This window comes from Paenibacillus sp. KS1 (assembly GCF_001680695.1).
Taxonomy (GTDB): domain Bacteria; phylum Bacillota; class Bacilli; order Paenibacillales; family Paenibacillaceae; genus Paenibacillus_B; species Paenibacillus_B suaedae.
Genome location: NZ_MAIS01000092.1, coordinates 1 through 24,625, shown reverse-complemented (window position 1 = coordinate 24,625; position 24,625 = coordinate 1). Strand labels below are relative to the sequence as shown.

At 47.0% G+C, this 24,625-nt stretch carries 21 protein-coding genes; 6 read left to right on the top strand and 15 right to left on the bottom strand.

Features of this window, described 5'->3' with window-relative positions; all coding sequences use genetic code 11:
- Positions 1 to 101 precede the first annotated feature (101 nt).
- The 7 genes from pgmB to BBG47_RS23240 all read right to left on the bottom strand — a co-directional run bounded on the left by pgmB (position 102) and on the right by BBG47_RS23240 (position 9,906).
- On the bottom strand, positions 102 to 836 hold the full coding sequence (pgmB, locus tag BBG47_RS23270) for a beta-phosphoglucomutase (protein WP_251483213.1): 735 nt from the start codon (positions 834 to 836) through the stop codon (positions 102 to 104).
- A gap of 65 nt (positions 837 to 901) precedes the next feature.
- A complete protein-coding gene (locus BBG47_RS23265; protein WP_065293703.1) occupies positions 902 to 3,097 on the bottom strand; it encodes an alpha-L-rhamnosidase-related protein in 2,196 nt (731 codons plus the stop codon).
- Between the two features lie 85 nt (positions 3,098 to 3,182).
- Positions 3,183 to 4,025, bottom strand: coding sequence for a carbohydrate ABC transporter permease (locus tag BBG47_RS23260; protein ID WP_065293702.1), 843 nt, complete (start codon positions 4,023 to 4,025; stop codon positions 3,183 to 3,185).
- Positions 4,026 to 4,038: 13 nt separating this feature from the next.
- Positions 4,039 to 4,935: a carbohydrate ABC transporter permease gene (locus tag BBG47_RS23255; RefSeq protein WP_065293701.1), complete on the bottom strand. Its 897-nt coding sequence runs from the start codon at positions 4,933 to 4,935 to the stop codon at positions 4,039 to 4,041.
- Positions 4,936 to 4,995: 60 nt separating this feature from the next.
- Positions 4,996 to 6,291 (bottom strand): ABC transporter substrate-binding protein, encoded by a 1,296-nt coding sequence (locus BBG47_RS23250; protein WP_065293700.1) that lies wholly within the window; start codon positions 6,289 to 6,291, stop codon positions 4,996 to 4,998.
- Positions 6,292 to 6,403: 112 nt separating this feature from the next.
- Positions 6,404 to 8,773 (bottom strand): glycoside hydrolase family 65 protein, encoded by a 2,370-nt coding sequence (locus tag BBG47_RS23245; protein WP_065293699.1) that lies wholly within the window; start codon positions 8,771 to 8,773, stop codon positions 6,404 to 6,406.
- 116 nt (positions 8,774 to 8,889) lie between these two features.
- Positions 8,890 to 9,906 (bottom strand): LacI family DNA-binding transcriptional regulator, encoded by a 1,017-nt coding sequence (locus BBG47_RS23240; protein ID WP_227774376.1) that lies wholly within the window; start codon positions 9,904 to 9,906, stop codon positions 8,890 to 8,892.
- A gap of 441 nt (positions 9,907 to 10,347) precedes the next feature.
- Between BBG47_RS23240 and BBG47_RS23235 the strand changes: the two genes are divergently transcribed.
- Positions 10,348 to 10,536, top strand: a complete 189-nt coding sequence (locus BBG47_RS23235) for an aspartyl-phosphate phosphatase Spo0E family protein (protein ID WP_065293698.1) — start codon at positions 10,348 to 10,350, stop codon at positions 10,534 to 10,536.
- Positions 10,537 to 10,753: 217 nt separating this feature from the next.
- On the opposite strand, the gene BBG47_RS23230 is transcribed toward BBG47_RS23235, so the two are convergent.
- The 7 genes from BBG47_RS23230 to BBG47_RS23200 all read right to left on the bottom strand — a co-directional run bounded on the left by BBG47_RS23230 (position 10,754) and on the right by BBG47_RS23200 (position 18,803).
- On the bottom strand, positions 10,754 to 11,320 hold the full coding sequence (locus BBG47_RS23230) for a TetR/AcrR family transcriptional regulator (RefSeq protein ID WP_065293704.1): 567 nt from the start codon (positions 11,318 to 11,320) through the stop codon (positions 10,754 to 10,756).
- 124 nt (positions 11,321 to 11,444) lie between these two features.
- Positions 11,445 to 13,130, bottom strand: coding sequence for a long-chain fatty acid--CoA ligase (locus BBG47_RS23225; RefSeq protein WP_065293697.1), 1,686 nt, complete (start codon positions 13,128 to 13,130; stop codon positions 11,445 to 11,447).
- A gap of 61 nt (positions 13,131 to 13,191) precedes the next feature.
- Positions 13,192 to 13,971, bottom strand: coding sequence for an enoyl-CoA hydratase/isomerase family protein (locus BBG47_RS23220; RefSeq protein WP_065293696.1), 780 nt, complete (start codon positions 13,969 to 13,971; stop codon positions 13,192 to 13,194).
- A gap of 65 nt (positions 13,972 to 14,036) precedes the next feature.
- Entirely contained in the window at positions 14,037 to 15,122 is a 1,086-nt protein-coding gene (locus tag BBG47_RS23215; RefSeq protein ID WP_065293695.1) for a phosphotransferase family protein, read from the bottom strand.
- A gap of 87 nt (positions 15,123 to 15,209) precedes the next feature.
- Positions 15,210 to 15,986, bottom strand: coding sequence for an SDR family oxidoreductase (locus BBG47_RS23210; protein WP_065293694.1), 777 nt, complete (start codon positions 15,984 to 15,986; stop codon positions 15,210 to 15,212).
- Between the two features lie 68 nt (positions 15,987 to 16,054).
- Positions 16,055 to 17,281 (bottom strand): acyl-CoA dehydrogenase family protein, encoded by a 1,227-nt coding sequence (locus BBG47_RS23205; RefSeq protein ID WP_065293693.1) that lies wholly within the window; start codon positions 17,279 to 17,281, stop codon positions 16,055 to 16,057.
- Between the two features lie 166 nt (positions 17,282 to 17,447).
- Positions 17,448 to 18,803, bottom strand: coding sequence for a cohesin domain-containing protein (locus BBG47_RS23200; protein ID WP_065293692.1), 1,356 nt, complete (start codon positions 18,801 to 18,803; stop codon positions 17,448 to 17,450).
- A gap of 474 nt (positions 18,804 to 19,277) precedes the next feature.
- Between BBG47_RS23200 and BBG47_RS23195 the strand changes: the two genes are divergently transcribed.
- Positions 19,278 to 20,594: an NRAMP family divalent metal transporter gene (locus BBG47_RS23195; RefSeq protein WP_065293691.1), complete on the top strand. Its 1,317-nt coding sequence runs from the start codon at positions 19,278 to 19,280 to the stop codon at positions 20,592 to 20,594.
- 250 nt (positions 20,595 to 20,844) lie between these two features.
- Positions 20,845 to 21,234, top strand: coding sequence for a BsuPI-related putative proteinase inhibitor (locus tag BBG47_RS23190; RefSeq protein WP_065293690.1), 390 nt, complete (start codon positions 20,845 to 20,847; stop codon positions 21,232 to 21,234).
- 38 nt (positions 21,235 to 21,272) lie between these two features.
- On the opposite strand, the gene BBG47_RS23185 is transcribed toward BBG47_RS23190, so the two are convergent.
- On the bottom strand, positions 21,273 to 21,728 hold the full coding sequence (locus tag BBG47_RS23185; RefSeq protein WP_065293689.1) for a macro domain-containing protein: 456 nt from the start codon (positions 21,726 to 21,728) through the stop codon (positions 21,273 to 21,275).
- Between the two features lie 631 nt (positions 21,729 to 22,359).
- Here BBG47_RS23185 and BBG47_RS23180 point away from each other — a divergent pair.
- The 3 genes from BBG47_RS23180 to BBG47_RS23165 all read left to right on the top strand — a co-directional run bounded on the left by BBG47_RS23180 (position 22,360) and on the right by BBG47_RS23165 (position 24,181).
- On the top strand, positions 22,360 to 22,821 hold the full coding sequence (locus BBG47_RS23180) for a hypothetical protein (protein WP_065293688.1): 462 nt from the start codon (positions 22,360 to 22,362) through the stop codon (positions 22,819 to 22,821).
- 314 nt (positions 22,822 to 23,135) lie between these two features.
- Positions 23,136 to 23,927: a bacterial surface protein gene (locus tag BBG47_RS23170; protein WP_065293686.1), complete on the top strand. Its 792-nt coding sequence runs from the start codon at positions 23,136 to 23,138 to the stop codon at positions 23,925 to 23,927.
- A 74-nt stretch (positions 23,928 to 24,001) separates the two neighbouring features.
- Positions 24,002 to 24,181 (top strand): hypothetical protein, encoded by a 180-nt coding sequence (locus tag BBG47_RS23165; protein ID WP_065293685.1) that lies wholly within the window; start codon positions 24,002 to 24,004, stop codon positions 24,179 to 24,181.
- Positions 24,182 to 24,625 lie beyond the last annotated feature (444 nt).

The following is a 24,625-nucleotide window of genomic DNA, read 5'->3' as shown; positions in this document are numbered from 1 at the left end:
CTAATGGTAGGCGCTTGCCAGCCCCCATTCCGGACTTTCACCGTATAGATGACACCCATGCTGGGCGTACAAAGCAAAGAAGCCGATTGATGATCGGCTCCTTATTGATTTGCTGCTTCCGCTTTGCCTACCGATTGCAGGAAAGAGAGCGTCAGTGCCTCCGTCGTCGGCAGTACGACATCCGCCCCCGAGGCCTTCAGCAGGTTCTCGTTGCCGATGCCGACCGCCGCCATATGGGCAGATTTAATCGCGGCAATGCCAGCCTGCGCATCTTCGATTCCGATACAATGGTCTGTTGGCACGCCTACGGCTTCAGCACCGCGCAGGAATATATCAGGCGCCGGCTTGCCTTGTGCAACTTCGTCCGGATTGACAATATAATCGAACAACGAGGTCAACTCTAAGGATTGCAAAATTTGCGGCGCATTTTTGCTTGCCGAAGCAACGACCGCATGCACACCGTTATCCTGCAGCTCCAGCAGCAATTCGCGAATTCCTGGAAACACATCCTGCGGCGTTACCCGCTTGAGCAGCTCCACATATTGCTTGTTTTTCTTCGTCGCAAGCCCGATTTTGTCCGCATCCGTAAAGTTATGCTCGCATCCTCCATGGCGCAATATGCGCTCAAGGGATTCCATACGGCTTACACCCTTGAGCTGCTCGTTGAACTCGCGGTCGATCTCAATATTCAAATCGGCTGCCAGCTGCTTCCAAGCCATAAAGTGATATTCCGCAGTATCAGTAATGACGCCATCCAGATCAAATAAGACAGCTTCCACCTTCATCCGATTCTCCCCCTCATATGTATGCAGTTCATGATTGTCCTTGCGTTCCATCGTCCCCATTTCCATTGCTCATTGCTTATTTCACATTTCCTATCTTCAAGCAAACAGATATGCCCTTATATCTGCAAATGAATGTGCTTCTCGCTGCTCTCTACGGTTTGTCCATTCCACAAGATTGCGAAGCTCCATGCATCGGGATTGTCAATCTCAACATGCAGCTTGGAAGCGGCGGACATCGTCAACGATATGTCGAACAGCGCCTTCCCGATTCGAACCTGCTGCAGCCGCATTCGCTTCCCCGCCCAAGCGGTCGGAATAACCGGTTCCAGCCGAACATGGCTGCGATAAGCTTCCGGTTTTATGCCGAAGAAATGGCGGATGACGGGAACAGCCAGCGCATAAGTCGTCCACGCTTGAACCGCGCAGCCATAATCAGGCGACATTTCACTCATGGAGCCCGGCAGCACCATGGAGTAGGAGCGCAGCATCCGGTTCAACAAATCCAAGGCCGCATCAGCATTGCCATAGGTAGCCTCGGCTACAGCATGCGCTCCCGTCGAGATCGTCATCATGCCCTGCTTATACAGAGCAGCCAGATAAGTGCCATACTCGCCGATGAACTCCTCGTTCCGCATACTTGCCAGCGCTCGCTGCGCACGATCAGCCTGGGCAATTCCCGCTTCCATCGGCGTTACGATAACCCAGTTCTTGTTGAGCAGCCAGCCGCGCTCTTGCTCCTCATCAGACTGGCGGGCGAGCAAATCTTCGATATACTCGCGATAGTCAGCAATCCCATGCTTCTCAGCCAGTGCTGCCATGACGCCAGCCTTTGGAGCGATATCTTTCTTCGCCGCCACTGCGTCCGCATACAGCGATTCCTCTTCGCACCAATACAGCGCTTCTACAGCTTCACGGATGCGTTCATACAGCATGTTGTACCGCTCGTGGTTCTCGCGTTCTTCCAGCACTGCGCTCATGTGCATCAAAGCTTCCACAGCCTTCACGGTGTACACCGCCGAATCGATCAGCTCCATATTCAAGCCGGCGATTTCAATAATTCCATAACCGGAAGGCAGCAGGTCTGCATCTGGATCCATCTCTTCAAGCAGCCACTGTAAGCCGTGCACACAATCCGGATAGTATTCGCGCAGCAGCTCCACATCGCCAATCCAGCAAAACATTTCCCAGACAAAAGCGATGAAATGCGCGGTTTCCTGCGTATTTCCCGGATTAGAGACGACGCCCATCGTCGTAATCTCATGCACAATGCGGCCGTTGCCGTTCACTTCCTTCGACTTCTTCCGCAACAGCCCCATCGTGTCCCGCACGAGCTGCTGATCACCGATCGCCAGTACGCCCTGCAGCGCATACGTATTGTCACAGCCGAACCACCACGGATAGTGCGGAGACCCGGCAGTCAATCCTCTGCCGATCCCGTCCACAGTTTGAACAAGCCACTGGTTATTCCACTTCACCCACGCAAACACTTCATTAAGCGTGCTCTCCCCTTCGATCTCCAGTTCGGCGCGCTGTGCAATTTGTTCATACAGAGCCTGCTTCTCCTTCAGCAAATCAGAATGAGAAGTCGATAGTGTCCGATACGTTTGCTCGCATTCCTCACGGGACATATAAGAACCGGCGATTACAACGTGAAAAGACAATCGTTCGCCGGCAGCCAAAGTGACATCAGCGGCATATGTAATCCCCGTCCCTTTCCCGCTCGTGAACTCAGGTCCGAATAAATGCCGGCCTGTTTCCACTTGATCCCCGGGAAGATCGGTACCGACCAGCACATACCATTCATGGTCACAATCCTTTGCCAGCACCGTGCGAGGCGTCAAGATTTGGGCCGTATCCTCCTCTCCGTCCTGTATGCCAATTTCCTCCGAGAACCACACGGGACGAAGATCCGTCCGTGCGAGCAGTTCCAAGCTCAAGTGCGTATTACAATCCGCATAATTATGGATTTCATAATGAACGACGAATCCTTTTTCCAGCTCCGGCGCGAACTGTGTTCGCGTGATTTCTACCGGTATATGTCCCAAGCCATGGTCGTATCCGAACCGGCTTCCCCATGGCAAATTTTCAAAAGAATCTGATTTCGACCATACGGAAATATGCCGCTCGGTATCCGTAACTTTTAGCCAGAAGCCGTCCAGCAGCTTAACCGGGTGCAGCCATACTCCGCCCATTTCATTCGCAACATGATGCCCAAAATCAGGGAAATAACCGTCCTGTGTACCGTTTACTTTAACGTACTCCCCCGCATTCAAGTACACGTTGAAGGGGTGTCTGCTTATCTTGCTCGCCATAGTGCCCTCTCCCTTATCGATGTGATTTCACTTGATTCCCAGCTCACTAAATTGAAGCATCTCCGTCACCGTTGCCCATCCCGTATTACCCTTTCATAGCTGACGAAATGGATATCCCTTCGATAAAGTATTTTTGTGCCGCAAAAAATACGATGAGCGCAGGGAGCATAATGAGAATGGTGGCCGCCATCAGCATGTTCCATTCGACATTGTATAGACCTTTAAACATCGACAATCCTAACGCAAGCGTATATTTATCCGTCGTATTCAAATAAATCAGCGGACCCTGGAAATCATTCCACACGCCCATGAATGTAAAAATCGCCACGGCAATGAGCGGAGGCTTGCTCAGCGGCAGCATGACCTTCGTGAAAATCGTCCATCGAGTCGCCCCGTCCACGAACGCAGCCTCATCCAAATCCTTCGGTATTCCACGCATAAATTGCCGGATCAAGAAAATATTAAAGGCCCCGCCCCCAAAAAAGGACGGAATGATAAGCGGCAGGAACGTATCGACCCATCCGATCTCTTTGAACATAATGAACATCGGTATCATCGTCACCTGGCCAGGCAGCATCATTGTCGCCAGCAGAACGAGAAATAGAATGCGCTTGCCTCTGAACTTGAATCTCGCAAAGCCATATGCACACAGTGCGGCAGAGAATACGGTACCGATTAAGACCGGTATCAAGATGATCAGTGTATTCGCCAAAAACGTGAAGAACGGTATTGCGGTTACTGCTTTTGCATAGTTATCCCATTTCCAAATATTCGGAAAGAATTGGTCACCAAATACTTCACCGGGCGATTTCAATGAGGTCGAAATCGTCCATAATAACGGCACCAAAATAATAAGCGAGCCTGCCGTTAATAGAACAAGTGATAGAACATTAGCCAGCTTCCTCGTGTTGATCGCACTTGTACTCATTGATGGACACCTCTCAATCTCTGTCGTCATCGCCGTTGTAATACACCCACATGGAGGAACTGCGAATGACAAGCAGCGTTAAAATCAAGATAATGGCGAACAAAATCCAGGATAGCGCCGATGCATATCCCATTTCGTAGGTCAAAAATGCTTTATTATACAAATACAAGTTATAGAACAGTGTGGAGTTCAACGGTCCGCCGTTGGTCATGACGAACGCTTGCGTGAAATATTGGAAGCCACCGATGATCCCCATAATGAGATTGAAGAAAATGGTAGGAGAAATCATTGGAACGGTTACGTTTATGAAACGGCGCAGCATGCCGGCTCCATCCAACTGCGCGGCTTCATACAACTCTTCAGGTACGCCTTGCAGTCCTGACAGGTAAATAATGATCGTATTGCCTATGCCCCATATTCCCATCACGATTAACGCACCGAGTGCGTAAGACGGATCTTGCAGCCAAGCAGGGCCCTGGATTCCGAACCAAGCGAGCGCTTTGTTCAGAATGCCGTATTCCGGATTCAATATCATAATCCACATCATGGACACGGCCACCGCCGGAATGACAGAGGGCATAAAGAAGATTAAGCGAAAGAATTTCATGCCGCGGCTGCGCATATTAAGCAGCATTGCCGCAAACAGCGCAATCATTTGATACAGCGGTACGGATACGAGCGCGAAGATGAAGGTGACCTTCAATGACTGGTAAAACAGCTCATCCTGAAAGATTTGAATAAAATTCTCAAAGCCTACAAACTGAATCGAATCAATTCCCGTAATAATGTCCCATTTGCTGAAGGAAAGCACGAACGAGAAAATCATCGGCCCGATCGTGAACAACAGCAGTCCCAGAAACCACGGAAGGATAAACCAATATCCGGTTTTTTCCGAACGAAATTTGCCCATAGGAACCTCCTTGAAGAATGGAGGGTGGAGCAGAGCGAGTCGGCTCCACCATACCCCAATTTACTTGATCTTGCTGTCAATCGCTTTTGCGGCTTCATCCAAGGCATCCTTGATGGAGGATCGATCCAGCAAAATTTTCTCTAACGCTTTGCCGAACTCTTCAACGAAGATCGGTCCATTGCCGGATATGAGCGTAACCGGCTTTTTCGCATACTGCATCATTTCAATAACCGGTTTGTCTGCAATTTCCTTGCTTTTTACTTCCTCTAGTTCCTTGACGGTTGCTGGAAGCACGAATCCATTTTCCGAACGCAATTTTTGGGCCTCCGTGCCAGAAAGCCATTTCATGAATTCATAAGCTTCCTTCTTATGCTTCCCGTTCGCGTTCATCGCCCAGCCCGCTGCCGCAATGATACCGGCGCGGTTGCCGCCTTCCCCCTTCGGAATAAGCGCCGTTCCATAATTCACATCCGATTTGTCCAAATCCGACTTCACCCAGCGGCCTGTTACCATCATCGCCAGTTTGTTCGTCATGAACATCGAGCTGTCTCCGCCCAGCGTTTCTGCATCTTGAGGTGTCGGCGACACTTTGTTAGCCCCTTTGGACATGGCGATGTATTTTTCAAGCACAGCAATCGTCTTATCGCTGTTCATGTAGCCTTCGGCTTTTGTCCCGTCCTCATTGCTGATGTCTGCGCCATTGGACCACAGATAGGTGTATATTGGATATTCCCACTTCGTTGCGTTAAAGCCGAATTTTACGTATTTGCCGCTTCCGTCCTTCACGGTCAGCTTCTGTGCTGTGTCCATCAGGTCATCCCATGTCCAGTTCTCATTTGGATATTCCATCTTCGCTTCATCGAACATCGCTTTGTTGTACCATAAGGACAGCGGGTTGAAATCTTTGGGCAAATAATACAGCTTGTCGTGAATACGGCCCATATTCAGCAGATCCTGCTGGAATAAGCCTGTATCAAAGGATTTATCCTCTGCCAGATAACTATCCAACGGCTCAATTACGCCCTTATCAACATATTTGTAGAAGTCTCCCTCGCCGATCAGGAATACGTCCGGCGCATTACCCGCTGCCAGAGAAGTCGTCAGCTTCGTGCCGTACCCATCACCGGGGACGGGTTCGAACTTCACCTTAATATTGTCGTGCGTTTTGTTGAATTCCTCAGCCAGTTTCACCTCGGACTGACCGCTGTTCACGTCTCCCCATGCCGTAAACTTCAGCTCAACGACTTCCTTGGATTCGTCTCCCTTGGCCGAGCCATCTGTCTTTCCACTGCCACAAGCAGACAAAATCAGCGGAACCATCATCGTCACAACCAATAGACAAGCCCATTTTTTCATTTCATAACCCTCCCTTTAGATGTGCACTGCGTGTTCATGCATGGATCAGCTTCATTATCAGCAGCCTCGTAAGGCTATGATTCGTTAATTCGAGAACAATAGAAATAACACCTTATATGGAGCCTGCCCCAATATCGGCAATATCGGAATGTAGAGATACATTTAGCTCACGCGTGATAAGAATTTCCCTCCCACAAATCGTCAGGGCAATCTCCTCAGCTCCGGAAGACTTGATTCGAACCGCATCTCGTGTGATTTGGATCAATAGCCTACTGCCATGCCAATAGATAGGGAATTCCAGCCTGCTCCACGCTTTGGGCAGACTAGGATTCAAGTGGAGCTTGCCGTCCAGCATCCGCAATCCGGCAAAACCCATTACAACACACTTCCAGATTCCTCCGATCGAGGCCGAATGAATGCCTGCATCTGAAGAAATCATATTCGGCCCTAAATCAATCTCCGTTGCCTTCCTGAACAGGCTGTATGCCAACTCCTCGTCGCCGAAATCTCCTGCCAAAATGCTATGCGTGGATAGCGACAGTGAAGAGTCATGAAGTGTCTTCGGCTCGTAATACTCGTAATTGGCCTTCTTCACTTCCGGAGAAAACTTATTTTCCAGCAAGAAGAACAGCATCATAATATCAGCCTGCTTCGATACCTGGAGCTGGTTGATTTGATCCAAGCTGTAGTCCAGAAATATGCTGCCAACCTTTTCCTGCCGCTTATATTTGCTCAAGTCGATCTGCGATTTGCTCAAATAGGTATCATCCTGTGGTACGATTTGCTCCGCATTCGGCTGTGGCAGATAAATGTTATCGATTTTGCTGATCCAATTGGCATAGGCGGCCTGCAATCCCAGCTTGTCGTCAAGCTGCTGCAGTAATCTTGGCTGCTTCGCTTGAAGCACATCATAATACTGAATGGCGAGCTCCATATTGAAATGAGCCATGTAATTGGTAAACGCATTATTGTTTACATGCTCCTTGTACTCGTCTGGCCCAATGACTTCGTTAATGTGATAGCGCCCTTTGTTGTCGTCCCATTCCAGGCGGCTCGCCCAAAATACGGCCGTGTCGAAAATCATCTCGTATCCGAAGCGATCCATAAAATCCTGATCGCCTGTCGCCTGATAATAATGCCAGACGGCATAGGTAATGTCGGAAGTAATATGCTGTTCGATGAATCCTGACCATATCTTCGTCTGCAAGCCGGTCACGACATCGACATCCCCCCATACCGGCGTAACCTCGCCATCGGATGGCCAAGCTTGCTCCCATGGATACATGGCGCCTTCGAAGCCGTTCTCCTTCGCTTTGCGGCGTGCTCCCTCCAAACCGAGATAACGATATTCAAGCAAAGAACGAGCAATATCTGGACTACTGTATATGTAGAACGGAAGGATGAAAATCTCTGTATCCCAGAATGAATGACCCTTATACCCTTCACCGCTGAGACCTTTGGCGCCGATCCCCATACGGTGATCATGAGCTGGAGTCATCGCGACGAGATGATAAATGGCAAACCTCAGTGCCAGCACATCGAACGATTGATCGGAATCAATGTGGATATCGTATTTCTCCCATACCTTTGCCCATTCCCGTTTATGCTGTTCGAACAAAGCATCGTATCCTTGCGCGTCCGCGAGCTTTATTCGACCGAGCGCAACCGCTTTCAAAGTTGCTAGTCCATCATTCTTAGTGAACTCGCTATCCCGGCTCGTATAGATCGTGCTTAGTTTCTCCAGCGTTAGCGTTGATCCCGCAGGAATATCTATCTCATAGCTCAACGCTGCCTTGCGGCGATGAATGTCCATCTTAGGAACCAGATCCAATGCCTCTCCATTTAACTTGAAGCGATGACTGGCATGCAGGACGAAATCAATCTGAGATTGCGTCGTCGTCTGCAATAATTGAATGTATTGCTTATCGAAAATCCGCTTCTCTCCCTCATGAAAATGCTGGCTTCCCGTATTGGTCAGCTGCGCATTGATGCCTGAAGTCACTTGCAAACGCACCGCTTCGTTCAGCGGTGTAACTTCCGCCTTCATGCCGATCAGGTGCAGCTGATCGAGCGATACGAAGCGGCGGAATGTAAATCGCATCCTCTTGCCCTCGTCATTCTCCCATATGAAGGTTCGCACGAGCTCTGCATGGCGAAGATTGAGTGTGCGCGAGTAGTCCTCCACCTTTCCGGTTTCTAAGGAAAATCTGCGGCCGTCAATGCACATATCAAGCCGCGTCACATCCGCCGCATTAGGCAGCTCGGAAACTTCCCGTTCATCGAACTTGTTGAAGGTTCCGTTGACGAACAAGTTGCGCGTCTCCCCCAAATAAGGCTCCTCGGTAACAGCTCGAAGCCCCATGTACCCATTCCCCAGTGACATGATGGATTCGCATTTGCCGAGACGGAGCGGATCGAATTTTTCCTCCATGAAAGCCCAGTTCTCGCCTACATCCGGTAAAATTGCGTTGTAATTAAGCATGGCAGATTCCCAGCCTTTCGTTTTACCGAAATCGTTTTCGAAACAGAGATAAAAAAATCGAAAACGATTTCGAAATGATTAAAAATAAAAAAACTTGCCAGAAAACGTTTTCAGGGTCATTGTATCACCTTGATCGTTTCTCTGTCAATAATGCGGAATGGAGTATTGATGTGGGTTCCCGGACAATTATTCTCCAAAATATCGATAAGTTGTTCGAACGCTTGATAGGAAATACTATGGAAATTTTGTCTCACTGTCGATAATTGGGGCGTCATATAGCTGGAAAGGACAATATCATCAAACCCTATGACGGATACGTCATCCGGAATGCGTACACCAAGCTCGCGGCAACGTCTCATAAAGCCAATCGCCATCAAATCGCTGGCAGCAAACACAGCCGTAACATGCGGTTGCTCCTGCAGCAATCGTTCCGTCACCTCATATGCGATCTCCTCGGAAAAGTCGGCGTTGATGACCAGATTCGGATCGACTTCTATCCCATTCTCCGCAAGCGCTTGTTGATAGCCTTCGAGCCGCTGCTTGCTGACTACAGCAAATTCATGGCCGTTCAGCATCGCAATCGATCTATGCCCACGTTCAATTAAATACTCGATGGCGGTCTTGGCAGCCAGTACATTATCCGTCGATACAGATCCCGTATGAGGGCCTGTCAGCATCGTATCGATAACGACGCATGGGAAATCACTTTTAATAATTTCCTGGAAATATGGATCGGTCGTTTTTAAGCCGGCGATAATAGCGCCAGAAATTTTATGCTCCTTGCAAAACTGCCAATACGATTTGTCCTGTTGCTCCGACAAGCTGCTCGTATATATCACGATTTCATATTTGTTCGTGGTAGCAGCCTCGAACGCACCGCTCATAATCTGCACCAGCAACCCGTCTCTCCCATCGGTACGATCGAAGTTGGAGATAATGAGCGCGATCGACTTCGCGACCTTTTGCTTTAAATTTTTGGCGAGCATATTGGGCGAATACTTCAACTCTTCTGCAACCCGCAGCACCTTTTTCCGCGTTTGTTCGCTTACGTCTGTATATCCGTTTAATGCCTTGGATACGACGGTTACGGACACGTTTGCACGCTTTGCCACATCTTTAATAGATACCATCATTCATCACCTATGCCTCTTGTGCGTCATTAATCATTCCCGCTACTTGCAAAACATGCGGACACAAGTTACTGGATGCCATGCCTATCCTATCTTGATCCGCATTGTATCATGTTATCATAGGTTACTTCTTTTATCTATAATTCGGATCTGCAATAACTCATTTACCTCGATTTGGTTATCTCGCGATGCGGATTGGAGCTTGTACTTTTGTCCCATTTTATAGAAAAACCCTTCACAAACTCTCCCAAATCTCCGATAAACATCATAATATCTCCCAACTTATATTTCCTTAGGATAAATACCCTCAACACGATAATTACATTTATCATGCCAATGGAACACATTCAGCAAGTTTTAGATTCAAAAAAAAGTTGATGTGGTATATTTTCCATAATAGGAGTCAGAATGAGCCAGAAACATTTATCAAAGTAGAGAGGGTGAGTGGCTATTGCCCCGTCTAATTCTGATGATCAGCAAAAAAAAGATTTGAAAGATAAAATCGAGCGAATTCGCCAGCAATTGCTTAAAGTGGCAACAGAGAGAAAAAGCCTTACCGATGAGAAGGTAATTGTCTTAAGCCAAGAGCTGGATCATCATCTATTAAAGTTCCAGCAGGAAACAAGGAAATGAACGATTCCAGGTAGAACCTTTCGAAACAGTTGGATGTACGAAACATGCGATTACGCGATGATTGTCTTGCACACGCAAAAAGCAGACCACCGATTGCTTGGTCTGCTCCTTGCCAGGGACGGAGGTCTCGTCTCTATAGTGGCCAATAAATACGATGAAATTGCCGTGATTCACGAACCTCCACAGCCTGAAGCGTATTGTCAATTAAGAATACGTGCTATTGCTTATTCATACCATTCAAAAACATCTTCGTATAGATCGAAGCAACCTCGACATCGGATACGGCGCCTTCCGGATTGAACCAAGTGTAACACCAGTTACAGGCACCAAGGATACCGAATGTCATCATATCCGCCGGGATATCATTGCGGAATTCTCCGTTCTCCATTCCCTGCTCGATGACGGATTGTAAATTGAACCGGAACTGATCCCGCTTCCCCTTGATTACATTCAGATCCTCGCCCGATATATGAATAAGCTCGCGAAAAAATATCCGTGCGCTGGCACCCTTTTCCGCGATTTCCCGAATCATCATGTTGATTACGCCAGCCAGCTTTTCCTGACACGATCTATCCGGGCGTTCAAAAATGGTCTGCTGTTCTGCTAGTAAATAGTCAATATATTGCAGATGAATATGCGTTAACAGCTGTTCTTTGCTCGTAAAATAATAATAAAAGGTGCCCTTTGTCACGCCGAGCGTGTCGACAATATCTTGAATCGAGGTTTCGCTGAACCCTTTCGATTCGAACAGCACAATACTGTGTCTGATGATTTTATCCTTCATGGACAGCTCCAAGCGTGATTCTCCCCTCATGTCGAATAATATGTTTCTATGTTAGCTTGAACAATAGAGACATGTAAAGGGAACAAGTGGATATTTTACATTTCAAATCGTTGATACGATTCTTCTATCTGGAGCTCGATTTTTCCCCGGCTTTCTTCCATGCCTCGTCCTGCAATTTGCGCCACAAAATTTTGCCGCTGCCAGTAACCGGAAGCGAAGCAACAAATTCGATAATGCGCGGGTATTTATAAGCTGCCATGTGCTCCTGCGCCCAGCTTATCATGTCGCCTTCCGACACGTTGCCGCGCTCCCCTTCGCGCAGGACGATGTAAGCCTTGATTTCCTCTCCCTTGCGCTCATCCGGAATGCCAATGACGCATACCTCTTGAATCGCCGGATGCCGATATAGAATCGATTCTACTTCCGTCGGCCATACTTTGAATCCCGAGGCGTTAATCATACGCTTCATTCGATCGACGATGAAGAAGTATCCATCTTCGTCGTAACGCCCAATGTCTCCCGTGCGGAAGAATGATTTGCCTTCCACCATTACAAAAGCGGCCCGCGTAGCCTCTGAATCATTCCAGTAGCCTTGAAATAACTGCGGTCCGTCTATAATAATTTCTCCTTCTTCCCCCGGCCCTTTTATTTCAAGTGTCATCGGGTCAATGACCCGCGAGTCTACGCCAAAGGCTGGAATGCCAAGACATTGCAGCTTCGGACGATCAAGCGGATTGCAGTGCGTCTGCGCCATCGTTTCGGATAATCCATATCCTTCTACGAATCGCAGTCCCGTAACCTGGTAGAGCTTCTCGCCCACGACCTCCGGCAGCCCAGTTCCGCCACCGTTAATCAGCACAAGCGAGCTCAAATCATACTGAGATAGTTCAGGGTTGGCTAAAAAGTCAATAATCATCGTGCTGATTCCTGTCCAATACGTACATTTGTGGCGTTCCATTAACAGGGCGGCCGTGCTGCGATCCCAACGCGTCATGATGACCATGGCTGCACCGACAAAAATGGGAGCGTGCATGCCATGAATCATTCCGATGACATGGAAGAAGGGAAGTGTCGCCAATCCCCTTGCCTCCGGTGTCAATCCCCCCCAGTAGGCAGATGAAATCACGTTCGCTTGTACGGATTTATGGGTGTGCATACAACCCTTGGGCTTGCCGGTCGTGCCCGATGTATACGGGAGAACTGCCAGATCACTCCCCTTCGTCGTCGGGAAGGAGCCCCGATGAACAGTCGCTACTTTCATGGCCTCCGTCCAGGACACAGCTTGTGGGGATATCGATTCAAGACGTGATGCCCTGACGATGTCAGGCACTTCTTCACCCACATTGCAGCAGTAATCCGAATAGGTAGCAACAATGATGCGTTCGAGGGAACGATCTGATAACAACGGTTCGATACGTGAGTACAGCTCTTGGCTCACAAAGCCGACTCTTGCATTGCTGTCTTCAATAAGGTAGGAGAGCTCTTCGGTGAGATTCATAGGATTGATAGGTACAACGATAGCGCCGGATCGCATAATCGCGTAATAAGAGATAATATACTGAGGACTATTCTGCATATATAACAGCACGCGATCGCCTTGCTCTATACCGAGATGGAGCAAATAAGCAGCCATCAAATTGACTTCTTTCCATAAGGTTCGATAGGAAATAAAATTGTTATAATAAATGATTGCCGTCTTATCCGGATAACGGCGGGCAGAAACCTCCAAGTTGTCAGTAAGCGTCGTGTCCGGAACTGAAATGGAAACAGGCATTCGCGCGGGCCAGTGCGCATAATGGGATTGCGTCATCAGAAATCGCCTCCTCATTGCTAACCATTTTGTCATTCAGAACAAATAAAACCGACAAGTGCTACAGACCGTTGAAAGAAGGCTGTCTCTTCTCGACGAACGCCCGGACACCTTCCAGGTGATCCTCGGTCGTGACCATCATGGCTTGCGTAACTCTCTCCCGTTCTAATATGTCATCCAACGAGGAAGTCAACGACCGGTCGGCGATTTTCTTAAGCATCCCATACGCCTTAATGGGACCCTTCGCCAAGCGGGATGCGTATTCCAGCGCACCGGATTCCAATTGCTCCAAAGGATACAGCTTATTTACGATACCTAAGCGGTGGGCATATTCCGCATCGATCGGCTCGGCATTAAATAGCAATTCCTTAGCTCGATGTATGCCAATGAGGCGCGGCAAGAAGAACAATCCCCCTCCATCGGAGATGAGACCGACTTGGGCAAAGCTCATCGCAAATTTGGCATCAGTGGCTGCAACAATCAAATCGCAAGCTAACGCGAGATTGAAGCCTGCCCCTGCCGCGAATCCATGCACGACCGCCATCACGGGCTTCTCGATTTCTTTAATGGAATGAACCAGTTCATTCATCATTCCAATATGATCATAGACGTTATTCGGCTTTGCGCCGCTCATTGTCGTCACGTCTCCGCCTGCACTGAAGGCGCGTCCTGCCCCCGACAAACAGATAACTCGAATGTCAGTATTTCTCTGCGCCTCCTCCAGCGCATCGATAATCCCCCGAATCATCGAAGGACTGAACGCATTCAGCTTCTCTGGACGATTCAGCTTCAACGACAGAACATGCCCTATCTTTTGTACAAGTAAATGCTCATTGCCCATATTTCAAAGAACCTCCCTATTGTGATGAACCGCAACTCTATCTTGCGCAATAATCGTAATCTAGTTTACAGCTTGCCACGTTCTGCTTGCTGCCAAGCGTGTGCAATCAGCGTCTGTACGGTATCGTTGAAACGGCCGAAGCGCTCATCGCTCGTCTGCCCTTTTTTCCAACGGTAGTAAATTTGCTGACAGATGACCGCCAGCTTGAAGTAAGCGAAGGTCAAATAGTAATGGGCCTCCGATACATCTCGCCCGCTTTTTGACGCATATGCCTCTAGGAATTCGGCACGCGACATGAAGCCCGAGCGAACCGTAAGCGGGACATGCCCCAAGCCGTGCAGCAGTTCCGACGGATCATTCGGTTCGAACCAGTAGCTGAGCGCTGCTCCGACATCGGCCATTGGATCGCCCACCGTAGCCATCTCCCAGTCAAATACGCCGACGATCTCTGTAAGATTGTCGCCTGCGAACATGATATTGTTCAGCTTATAATCGTAATGGATGACAGTCGGTGTCTGCGAATTCGGCAAGAAATCAGCCAGCCATTTTTTGAGTTTCTCTTCTCCTGGGATCTCATCCGTTTTGGCTCGCTCATAACGTTCTATCCAGCCATGCACTTGCCGACGCATAAAGCCGTCTGGCTGGCTAATCGCCCTTAGATTCGTTTCACGATAAGGAACTTCATGCAGCCTGGCCAATGTCGAGACCATCGTCTCGGAAATATCCCTGCCCAGTTGAGGCGTATATTCCACCTCCGATGGAAAGCTTCGATCCAACACGATTCCGTTCCGGCGCTCCATCACGAAGAAAGGACTGCCAATGATTGAGGTGTCGCCGCAGTACAAATACGGACGAGGTGCAAGCGAAAAAAATGGATGCAGTCTTGAAAGGATCGTATATTCGCGCTGCATATCGTGTGCTTTAGGAGCGACTGGCCCTAGTGGAGGACGGCGCACTACTGCCTGCCAATCTCCGCTCCGTATCGCGTATGTTAAATTGGAATGTCCCGCCCCGAACTGCTCCACTTCCAATGGGGCTTCCGGAATATCGAGATGCTCGCGTAAATGCTCTTCTAGCGCAGCAACATTCAACTCCTCGCCCTTGCGAACGGGAATCGTATCCTGCTGTAATGTCTCTTGCCTGGACGTCATGGTATGCAGACCTCCTTCATTCTTTCAAAATAGCTTTACTGGATAAAAAGGACGAAACACCTGCCATGGATCGCGATTCAGGGACAGTTACATGGCTGTCATGCCGCCATCCACAGTCAGCACCGCACCGGTGATGTAATCGGAAGCCTCGGATGCCAAAAATACGACGCTCCCCTTCAGATCGCGATCAGATCCGAGCCGCCCCAACGGGGTGAGGCTTACTATTTGTTCGCCTCCGTGTTGAAGAACATCGCGGGTCATCTTGGTCGGAAAAAATCCCGGAGCAATCGCATTGACATGAATGTTGTGCTTGCCCCATTTGACCGCAAGATCCTTCGTGAATGCAATGACCGCGCCCTTGCTCGCGCTGTAGCCAATGGCATCCAGCCATGCCGGATCCGAACCGCCCAGTCCTGCCACAGAAGCGATGTTAATGATTTTGCCACCGCGCTGCTCAATCATGATCTTCCCTGCCGCCTGCGACATCAAGAACGTACCTGTCGCATTGATGTCCATTACTTTATTCCAAGCTTCGAGCGGCATATCGACAGTTGGCGCGCCCCAAGAGGCCCCGCTGTTGTTCACTAAAATGTCGAGTCGACCGAACTTTTCCGCCGTCTGTTCCACCACACGCCGTACGTCGTCTGGATTTCTGACGTCACAAGCCATCGCATGACATGAGGAGCCTGTATCCTGTTGGATTCGAGCGGCCGTCTCCAGACATGCGTCAACCCTGCGCGAGCAGAGAACGAGATTCGCACCCGCTTCAGCCAAGCCTTGAGCAATTTGCTCGCCGAGTCCTCGCCCGCCGCCAGTTACAATCGCCGTTTTACCTGTTAAGTCAAATAATTGCTTGACGTTCACCTTCCATCCCCCATTCATGAAAAGGCTATAGTCTCTCGTTCCGTACCATCTACTCTTTATTGACCTATTTACATCGTAATCGCTTTCATCTCTTCGTACTTGCGAAGCTCCATTTTGGCAATGGCCGCCTTGTGCACCTCATCCGGCCCGTCCGCCAAGCGCAGCGTTCTCGCATTGGCCCAATGCGAGGCAAGCGGGAAGTCTTCGCAGACACCTGCGGCCCCAAGCGCCTGAATGGCCCGGTCAATCACCTGCAGCGCCATATTGGGAGCGACAACTTTAATCATGGCAATTTCCGCTTTCGCCGCTTTATTTCCGACCGTGTCCATCATGTAAGCCGCCTTAAGCGTCAGCAATCGGGCCTGCTCGATCTCAATACGCGAGGTGGCAATCCAATCCTGCACAACGCCCTGACGGTCTAGCGTCTTGCCGAATGCGGAACGCTGCCGTACACGCTTGCACATCACTTCGAGTGCCCGTTCTGCCGCGCCGATTAAGCGCATGCAATGATGGATGCGTCCCGGACCAAGCCTTCCCTGCGCAATGGCAAATCCCTTGCCCGGTTCCCACAGCATGGAATCCAGCGGTATTCGTACGCGATCATACTCAATTTCTGCATGCCCGTGCGGTGCGTGATCGTAGCCGAACACGGGCAGCATGCGCTTGACCATTACACCGGGAGCATCCATTGGCACGAGAATCATAGACTGCTGCTCATAGGCCGACGCGTTCGGATTGGTCTTCCCCATCACAATCGCCACCTTGCAGCGCGGATCTCCGGCACCGGAAGACCACCATTTGCGTCCGGTTACGACATATTCGCCGCCTTGCCGTTCAATGGTTGCTTCAATGTTCGTTGCATCCGAGGACGCGACGTCCGGTTCCGTCATCGAAAAGCATGAACGGATATTCCCTTCAAGCAGAGGAACAAGCCATTTCTCCTTCTGCTCCCGCGTCCCATACCGCACTAGTACCTCCATATTGCCCGTATCTGGCGCCGAGCAATTGAATACCTCTGGGCCAATAAGAGAACGTCCCATAATCTCGCACAGGGGCGCATATTCTAGGTTGCTGAGGCCTGCACCGTATTCGCTGTCCGGCAGGAACAGGTTCCAGAGACCAGCCAGCCTAGCCTGCTCCTTCATCTGCTCCATAATCGGAGGAATCTCCCATCTGCTGCCGGCCTGACTAAGCTGCTCCTCGTACGTTCGTTCTTGCGGATACACCACATCATTCATGAATTCCAGCAACGTTTTCCGCAAAGATTCAACCTTCTTGGAATAATCGAAATTCATTGCATATCCTCCTTTCGCTCAACATACTGACCGGTTAGTATGTTGACGTTATACTTACTATAGATCCAATTTCCAAATTATTCAAGACGATTTTGGTATTGAAACTCTTCTATTTTCATAATCAAAAAAAAGAAAGCCGCCCCCATAAGGAGCGGCAAACCTATTATTAATTGAAATCGTAATTCGGGTTAGCCAAAATTGCATTCGTCAACTGTACAAGATCGACATCCGCAACATTGCCTGTGGAGCCCAACAAGTTTTTCAACTCATCGGTCAATTTATTTTTGTCCTCTGTATAGTTAAATCCCAAAAAACCAAGGTGCTTCAGTGTAAAATTCGTTAACTCCCCACCAATAACCTCAATCTCTTTTTCACCGCAATTTTCTTCGGTCAATGTAACCTCAGTGGTTCCGTTATCCGCGATTTTCCCTTTTGTTGCGTCAATTTTGCCTTTTCCAAGACCGATTGCTTTGAACGTAAAGTGAACCAATGTACCTTTTCCGTTGATACCATAATCTTTACCCAAGCTTGCAGTGATCAATCTTACTGTATCATCTGCTACTGTTCCATTATGGAATAACCCCATACGGTCTGCCGCTTCTACCTTTACAAGCTGGAAACGCGTTTTATCATATTTCACGTTAAAATCTTCTGCGTAAATGTTCGTTGCATTGTTCAATACGGCTTGTACAGTAAAGGTCTCATTCAGAAATACTTTGTCCTTCGCAGACTCAATATCCAGGGTCACTCCTGAAGCCTGTGGCGTAGCCGAAGCTTCATTCGTTCTTGGCCCATTCCCTAAGCTGTTGAATGGAGTAACAATGTAGTAGTACGTTGTGCCGTTCACAACGTTCAAATCCGTGTAGGTAGTCTCTGTTACGCTAGCAGTGGCGATCTTCTCATATGGGCCGCCATGCGTCTTGGAACGCTCGATTGTATATCCAGTCGCATTTTTTACTGGATCCCATTTCAAGTTTACACTGTTAACAGCACCACTAGCAGTCAGTTCGGATTCTTCGGTCACATACCCATTGTCGTTATAGAGATTGAACTCGTAAATATCTACGGGCACACTTAAATCGTTAAACAAAATAGCCTTATATATACCTTTAGTTTGAGGAATCGGAATCAGTCTTCCATCTGCTTCCTCAGCCGAAATTTTATTCAACGTTTTTCCGTTGACCGTAATATATCTTCCATTTTTATCGTAGAACCCGACATTAATGGATTTATTGGCCTTCACTCTTATTGCACTAACGGTTACAGGTTCCGTAAACGGTTTTACGATATGATCCCGGTCACCGCCTACATTACGGCCTGTCATCGCAATTTTTGTTTCTTCATTATTATCTGTAGCTTCATTAAATAGCGAACCGCCTACATTTTCGCTCGAATTGAGATACAAACTAGCTCCGTCTAATATCCCTCCACGGTAATCCACTGCTGCATAACCCTTCTGTGGTACCACCAGCAAAATTAGCATAAAAGCTAAAAATGCCAGGTACTTCTTCGATGCTTTCATCTCTCTTACCCCCATTGATTTATTTTCCTCAACCATCTTAGGGAAGAAACATGAATCTGTCTAAACAATATTACCTATAAAATACAGAATTTATATTATATTCGAATATTTTCGGCATTGTTTCATTCTTTTTTCAAAAACACGTGAATCACCAAAGTTACTTTTACTTTCTTCTCCCATGAAATTTATTCAACACATATATTCCTAGTGAATACGATACGATTGTTGAAACCACCATTAGAATAAATGCTCCTGTACTCATACCTTTCCCCCTCCTGTAAAATATTTCTATATTCTACTTCTCCTGTTGATCAAAATGTGCTAGTCCAACTGAATTGATGTTGAGAATTTCTCAACACGCTGCTTGTTCCCAGCCTCTCTGTTGCAAAATCACAACAAAATTTTAGGTGCCCATGCACTTTTTGCAATATGACTCATAGGATATTCTCATCTCACAACGAGGAGGAGCTTGGCATGCAGGAGCAAGAGCAGAATGCAGGAAGTGCTGAGACGGGATTATCCACCTTTCAACATTTAATTTCGAAGCGAAAAAAAGGATTTAGACGCCACGCTTTACTATTCTGGGCCTTAATGGGGCCAGGGCTTCTCACAATGATCGGCGATAATGATGCTGGCGGAGTGCTGGAGTATGTCATTACAGGGGCTCATTTCGGAATTGGGCTGTTTATTCCTTTAGTGGCTTGCCTTGCGTTAATCACCTTTACCGTTCAGGAACTGACCGTTCGCATGTGTGCGGTTACGCAGAAAGGATTCACGAAGCTTATTTTCGAGCACTTCGGGCGGGGCTGGGGATTCTATCACATATTCTCCCTATTTTTCGAGAATCTGTTCACGCTCATGACCGAATTCATTGGTATGACCGCAGGCTTAGTGCTGCTTGGCATTCCATTATGGCTGAGTACACTGCTAAGCTTATTGCTGGTCATTTCGGTTGCGATCTTCACAGGATATTGGACGAAGGAACGTCTGGCACTGTGCGTTGGCGCATTGAACTTGGTATTTGTGGTCGTCACCTTCATTACTCGTCCGAGCATTTCCGATATCGGTCACGCATTTGCCAGCTGGAATGTTCCTGAATTACTTCAGGGCAGTCTTATTTGGTATATTGTCGCCACGATCGGCAATGCTGTCGCACCGTGGATGATCTTCTTTCAGGGCAGCGCCATAATTGACAAAGGAATTACCGCCAAAGACCTGCGTCTCGCCCGCATTGACACCATTATCGGCAGCGTGTGCCAAGTGTTCATAGCGATCTGCTGTATTCTAATCGGAGCCTCATTATTCGGTCAGGCTGAAATCTTGAATGAGGATAATCCGTCGACAATCATTATGGCTCTGCACGATCTGTTCGGCCCATGGGCAAGCAGCCTGTTCGGATTCGGCCTATTCAACGCAGGCTTCCTCGCAGCAATCACGATCTCCCTATCCTCCTCATGGACATTTGCAGAAGCATTCAATTGGAAACATAGCTTAAACAATAAGATAAAAGAAGCGCCGAAATTCTATCTCGTCTATATCGGCAGTCTCGTTTTAGCTGCACTGCTTATTTTGATCCCAGATTTGCCGTTCAACTTCATCGCCGTACTCACACAAGCAATAGGCGGCATGCTAATGGTGCCGGTTCTTATCTTTATCATGATTCTAACGAACAACAAGAAGTATATGGGCGAGTATAAAAACAGCCTGTTCACAAACATATGGGGTTGGATGGTGGTTGGTGTACTTGCGAGCTTAATTGTAATGTTATTCTATGAGACATTTTGGATATAACATTGGTAGAATCGTTTACAGGGGGAGCAGCAGAGGTCGAATACTTATTTCCTGCCGTTGTACCGAGGTCAGGTGCAGCGGCTTTGTCACATCTCACTTAGGTTTGGATAGAGATGGGAAGAGAATTTGTAAGCGAAACCGACTTCGGGGATAGTAACTCTCGGGTGGAATCTTTCGCAGCAACTTCACACTATGAGGAATGAGGTTGTTTCTGTTTTTTTATCATATAGATGGATAAGGGGCGAGTCATATGCTTACAACGTTTCTCTCAACAGAGCAGCATAAGGACTACATAACACTGCAATTCGGGATACACAATGTGGCAGGAGAAGATCTGGTCATTTCCTATGGCTCGAAACCGTACGACTTTATCGTAAAGAATGAAGTTGGCAAAGAAGTGTACCGTTGGTCGTTGAATAAACTTTTTACCGCAGAAGTAGTCGAACGAACCTTGAACAAGGATGAGAAGATGAGCTATGAGGAACGATGGTCTTTTCAAAATAACGAAGACAAGCCGGTACCGAGAGGCAAATATAAGATAGAAGTAGTCTTCCTCATTCACCTGCCTGAGTTGATCGAGCCACAATCTCCTCAGTACCTGTCAATCAGCTCCGAGATCAGTACTGACATCGAAATGTAGTGGGAAGATGTATTGATTGAAATATCGAAACGATACAGTTATAGCTTGTACAGAATAACATCATAATCACCGAATACATGTTCAATAATCTCACTTACAACATCCCAATCTCCATTAGCCAAGCCACAACCGATACCATATGGCAGAGCAACAGATAATTGGTTCTGGACAGCATATTCTTGTAACGTAGTCAGGGAGGCTCGAAGCGCCTCATAGTTCGTATATACTCTACTCTTTTGTCTGCCATAGTCTACTTGACCGAACAGATTCGCTATATATCGAGGACCTTCCTGGACGATATGACACTTGCCCAGCAGTTCATCTGGACTGTTATGCTGGGAACAATACTGCTTATAGCTTGGATACAACATACTGTATTTGTCCCGCAGCGCCTTCGCTATCCCAGAGCCCATGACCCCTTGGCAGTTCACCTGATGTCCAATAATCAATTCCTTCGCATTCAATAAATCACCTATGATTACGTTTACTGGCATTGAGCAGCTCCCCTTGTCAATCTGACATATATGCTTTGTTCATTGAACTAAAAAACGCACCATAAGGTATGATACATATTGTGAATGAGAAAATACGAAAATACCCAACCCCAATCCTCTCCTTGAATATATTTCGATCTTTAACAAGAAGATCCCTGCTAAAATGAATGTAGTGAATCGTTCAAAAAAAGTAACCTGCCACAATGACAGGTTACTTTTGCTTCTCACTTCTATAAACAACATCCTCTAATCGTTTAACTCTACGAGGAATACTTATCAATTTGCGAATACAATAATATATACCAAATAGAACTAATATTACGCCTGCAACAAACAATAATAGCTCCGGCCAATATACCCATCCCACTACATCCACCTCCAGTTGCTGTAAAGATCTGTATCATCATTATATCAAAACTGTCAAATGGAACCAATATCCGGAATAACCAACTATATTTCAACACAAAAAAATAATCCAATAATATCCATAAATACTATATACTCGGACAAAAATGTATGTTAAGATCAATCATGGTTGGCCAGCCAGAAACTGAGTTCTTTTACATCTTGGTATTTCATACACGCTACTAGGATCTACATTCAGATTCTGAAATAATGGGAGGCATGAAATATGCAGAGATTAAAGAAACTATCAGCATCAATCGCGCTGGTCGCTTGTCTAATGGTCTTTGGATCAAGTTCGTCGTTTGCACTCCATGGTTGGGGAGATACAATGAGAACAGCTAACGACATGTCAGACGGTTCTTATTACCAGTCTTGGGTACCTCTCGAAAGCTTGACTGACGAAGATTGGTATGTCTATGATAATTCCTACGGACAATGGGAACAAAAATACTATGTATTGTTGACTCCCCCATTTGGTTTGAATTTACAACTCCAATACGTTCGAACGGATTATGATAACAATATTATCTCGATTCAATATATAAACCAAAACGGCCCAGGCTTACAAGAGTTTCATAGTGGAACCGTTAAGCCGCGAGAAAAAGCTTTTTATCGAATAATGCCAGTTGGGCCGAACGATTTCGATCCTAATTCGAAATACAAGTTCGAGTTCAAAAAAACAATTTAAATTTACTTCTTGCAAAAGAGCCGTGGGATTCTTTCCTCAACGGCTCTTGTTTATTTGATACTAAGAAAAAAGGGTTTCTCGCCGTATCATTGTCTCTGTTTTTGGCCATTGCATTAATCGCGCTTCCATTCTCCGACGCTAAACTCCTCTTAGTTATTTTTAATGCTCCGACAAACGTTCTCTTTCCACCACCCAATATATATTTTTTATAAATTATTTCTATTTCTATCAATAAATGGATTCATATGTTTAGACAATCCCTATTAATACCCAGTAATATGTCCATATATTAATCATTTGAGGAGATCGATCTTATGAAAAAATACTTGCTGCCTGTTTTATTATCCATCTTTCTTGTATTATCATTTTCTTCAAGTGTATATGCTTCAAATATTGGGCAAGCATCCAGCAATCCCGAGAACGGTTGGAAAAGATTCCTGTATGACGAGTTCAACATAACATACGAGGGACAATGGGCTGTCTGTGAGGTGTCGCGCTGTACCAAAAACGTATGGCAAACGGGCGGCGCGAAGATGAAATTTAATTTCGTCGGAGAACAATTCCGATTCATTTCCTACTACTTCAGCACTGGCTCAAACGACATCGATGTTTATATTGATGGAGTAAAAACAGACAATTTCTCACTATACGGCAATAATGACAGCACTTCGAGAATCACGTACGAAAGCCCTACTTTGGCGTCCAAAGAACACTCCGTTGAAATCGTGAACAACACGAAAGAATATTTATATATCGTTGCTCTGGATTTGCCTGACGGCAGCACATTACAACCGTTCGATCCGAAAACGCCGGAACCTAAACCAGAGCCAAAGCCCAAGCCTAAACCAGAACCGGAACCCGAACAAGGCGAAAGAGCAATTCTAGTCGTTGCCATGACAACGGGGTTAGAAAAGGAATTTGACCTGAGCTTGGGAGAAGTGACCGCCTTTATCAACTGGTATGAAAATAAACAAGCCGGTTCAGGCACAGCATCCTATGCCATAAACAAGCATAACAATAACAAGGGCCCATTCAGCAACCGCAAAGACTATGTAATTTTCGATAAAATACTAACGTTCGAAGTAAATGAGTATTCCATAAAATAATTCTGAGAGACGTAGGAAAAACCTCCTTACTTGTCGAAGTATGTAGAACTATCGACGGAATGGAGGTTATTTTTATGGATAAGTCTATAATTCTTAAACTAGTTAACGAAGTTACCGAAGAGGTTTTCGCCAAAAATAAAGAAGCCCTGGAAGATGATTCTGTCTTAACAGGTAATGTTGAATTGACTGTTCGCTTATCAGCTCTGACGACAATTAAAATTCTTGAGCGCCTCGAACTTATCGATTCAGACTAGGATTTTTCTTCTATGCTTTTCAAAGCCTCCGTAACAGTTCTTTCCCAACTCTGCTTTACCGATCTCAATGATTATTCCACTAGCTGTCCCGATTGAGGGGCAGCTAGCTCTCCCCTCACTCCCTTATTCGTTGTTCACATCCTTCGCCTCCTCTCAATCAAAAAGGCCTCGCCGTAAGCGAGACCTAAATGTTAGTGATATTGACATATTTTTTGTTGTTAAAGCTTCTTCAACAAGACGAATCTCCTCAATATTTTCTGCGATCATTGTATCGTATTCAGCAAGTTACTTTTCTATGACCTTCAGTGAGTGCAGATGCTTCGTCTCCTGATTCACCTGTGTTTTTGGTTGCTATTCCTACAGGTACTTTCAAAACTGTATAGACGATATAAACGACCTAATTAACCTACTGAAGTTTCAATTCCTTATAGGTACTTTCAAAAC

Excerpts from the sequence above, each read along its gene's own strand:
- pgmB (WP_251483213.1), bottom strand. The coding sequence starts at position 836 with ATGGAACGCAAGGACAATCATGAACTGCATACATATGAGGGGGAGAAT.
- BBG47_RS23265 (WP_065293703.1), bottom strand. The coding sequence starts at position 3,097 with ATGGCGAGCAAGATAAGCAGACACCCCTTCAACGTGTACTTGAATGCG.
- BBG47_RS23260 (WP_065293702.1), bottom strand. The coding sequence starts at position 4,025 with ATGAGTACAAGTGCGATCAACACGAGGAAGCTGGCTAATGTTCTATCA.
- BBG47_RS23255 (WP_065293701.1), bottom strand. The coding sequence starts at position 4,935 with ATGGGCAAATTTCGTTCGGAAAAAACCGGATATTGGTTTATCCTTCCG.
- BBG47_RS23250 (WP_065293700.1), bottom strand. The coding sequence starts at position 6,291 with ATGAAAAAATGGGCTTGTCTATTGGTTGTGACGATGATGGTTCCGCTG.
- BBG47_RS23245 (WP_065293699.1), bottom strand. The coding sequence starts at position 8,773 with ATGCTTAATTACAACGCAATTTTACCGGATGTAGGCGAGAACTGGGCT.
- BBG47_RS23240 (WP_227774376.1), bottom strand. The coding sequence starts at position 9,906 with ATGATGGTATCTATTAAAGATGTGGCAAAGCGTGCAAACGTGTCCGTA.
- BBG47_RS23230 (WP_065293704.1), bottom strand. The coding sequence starts at position 11,320 with ATGAAGGATAAAATCATCAGACACAGTATTGTGCTGTTCGAATCGAAA.
- BBG47_RS23225 (WP_065293697.1), bottom strand. The coding sequence starts at position 13,130 with ATGACGCAATCCCATTATGCGCACTGGCCCGCGCGAATGCCTGTTTCC.
- BBG47_RS23220 (WP_065293696.1), bottom strand. The coding sequence starts at position 13,971 with ATGGGCAATGAGCATTTACTTGTACAAAAGATAGGGCATGTTCTGTCG.
- BBG47_RS23215 (WP_065293695.1), bottom strand. The coding sequence starts at position 15,122 with ATGACGTCCAGGCAAGAGACATTACAGCAGGATACGATTCCCGTTCGC.
- BBG47_RS23205 (WP_065293693.1), bottom strand. The coding sequence starts at position 17,281 with ATGAATTTCGATTATTCCAAGAAGGTTGAATCTTTGCGGAAAACGTTG.
- BBG47_RS23200 (WP_065293692.1), bottom strand. The coding sequence starts at position 18,803 with ATGAAAGCATCGAAGAAGTACCTGGCATTTTTAGCTTTTATGCTAATT.
- BBG47_RS23195 (WP_065293691.1), top strand. The coding sequence starts at position 19,278 with ATGCAGGAGCAAGAGCAGAATGCAGGAAGTGCTGAGACGGGATTATCC.
- BBG47_RS23190 (WP_065293690.1), top strand. The coding sequence starts at position 20,845 with ATGCTTACAACGTTTCTCTCAACAGAGCAGCATAAGGACTACATAACA.
- BBG47_RS23185 (WP_065293689.1), bottom strand. The coding sequence starts at position 21,728 with ATGCCAGTAAACGTAATCATAGGTGATTTATTGAATGCGAAGGAATTG.
- BBG47_RS23180 (WP_065293688.1), top strand. The coding sequence starts at position 22,360 with ATGCAGAGATTAAAGAAACTATCAGCATCAATCGCGCTGGTCGCTTGT.
- BBG47_RS23170 (WP_065293686.1), top strand. The coding sequence starts at position 23,136 with ATGAAAAAATACTTGCTGCCTGTTTTATTATCCATCTTTCTTGTATTA.
- BBG47_RS23165 (WP_065293685.1), top strand. The coding sequence starts at position 24,002 with ATGGATAAGTCTATAATTCTTAAACTAGTTAACGAAGTTACCGAAGAG.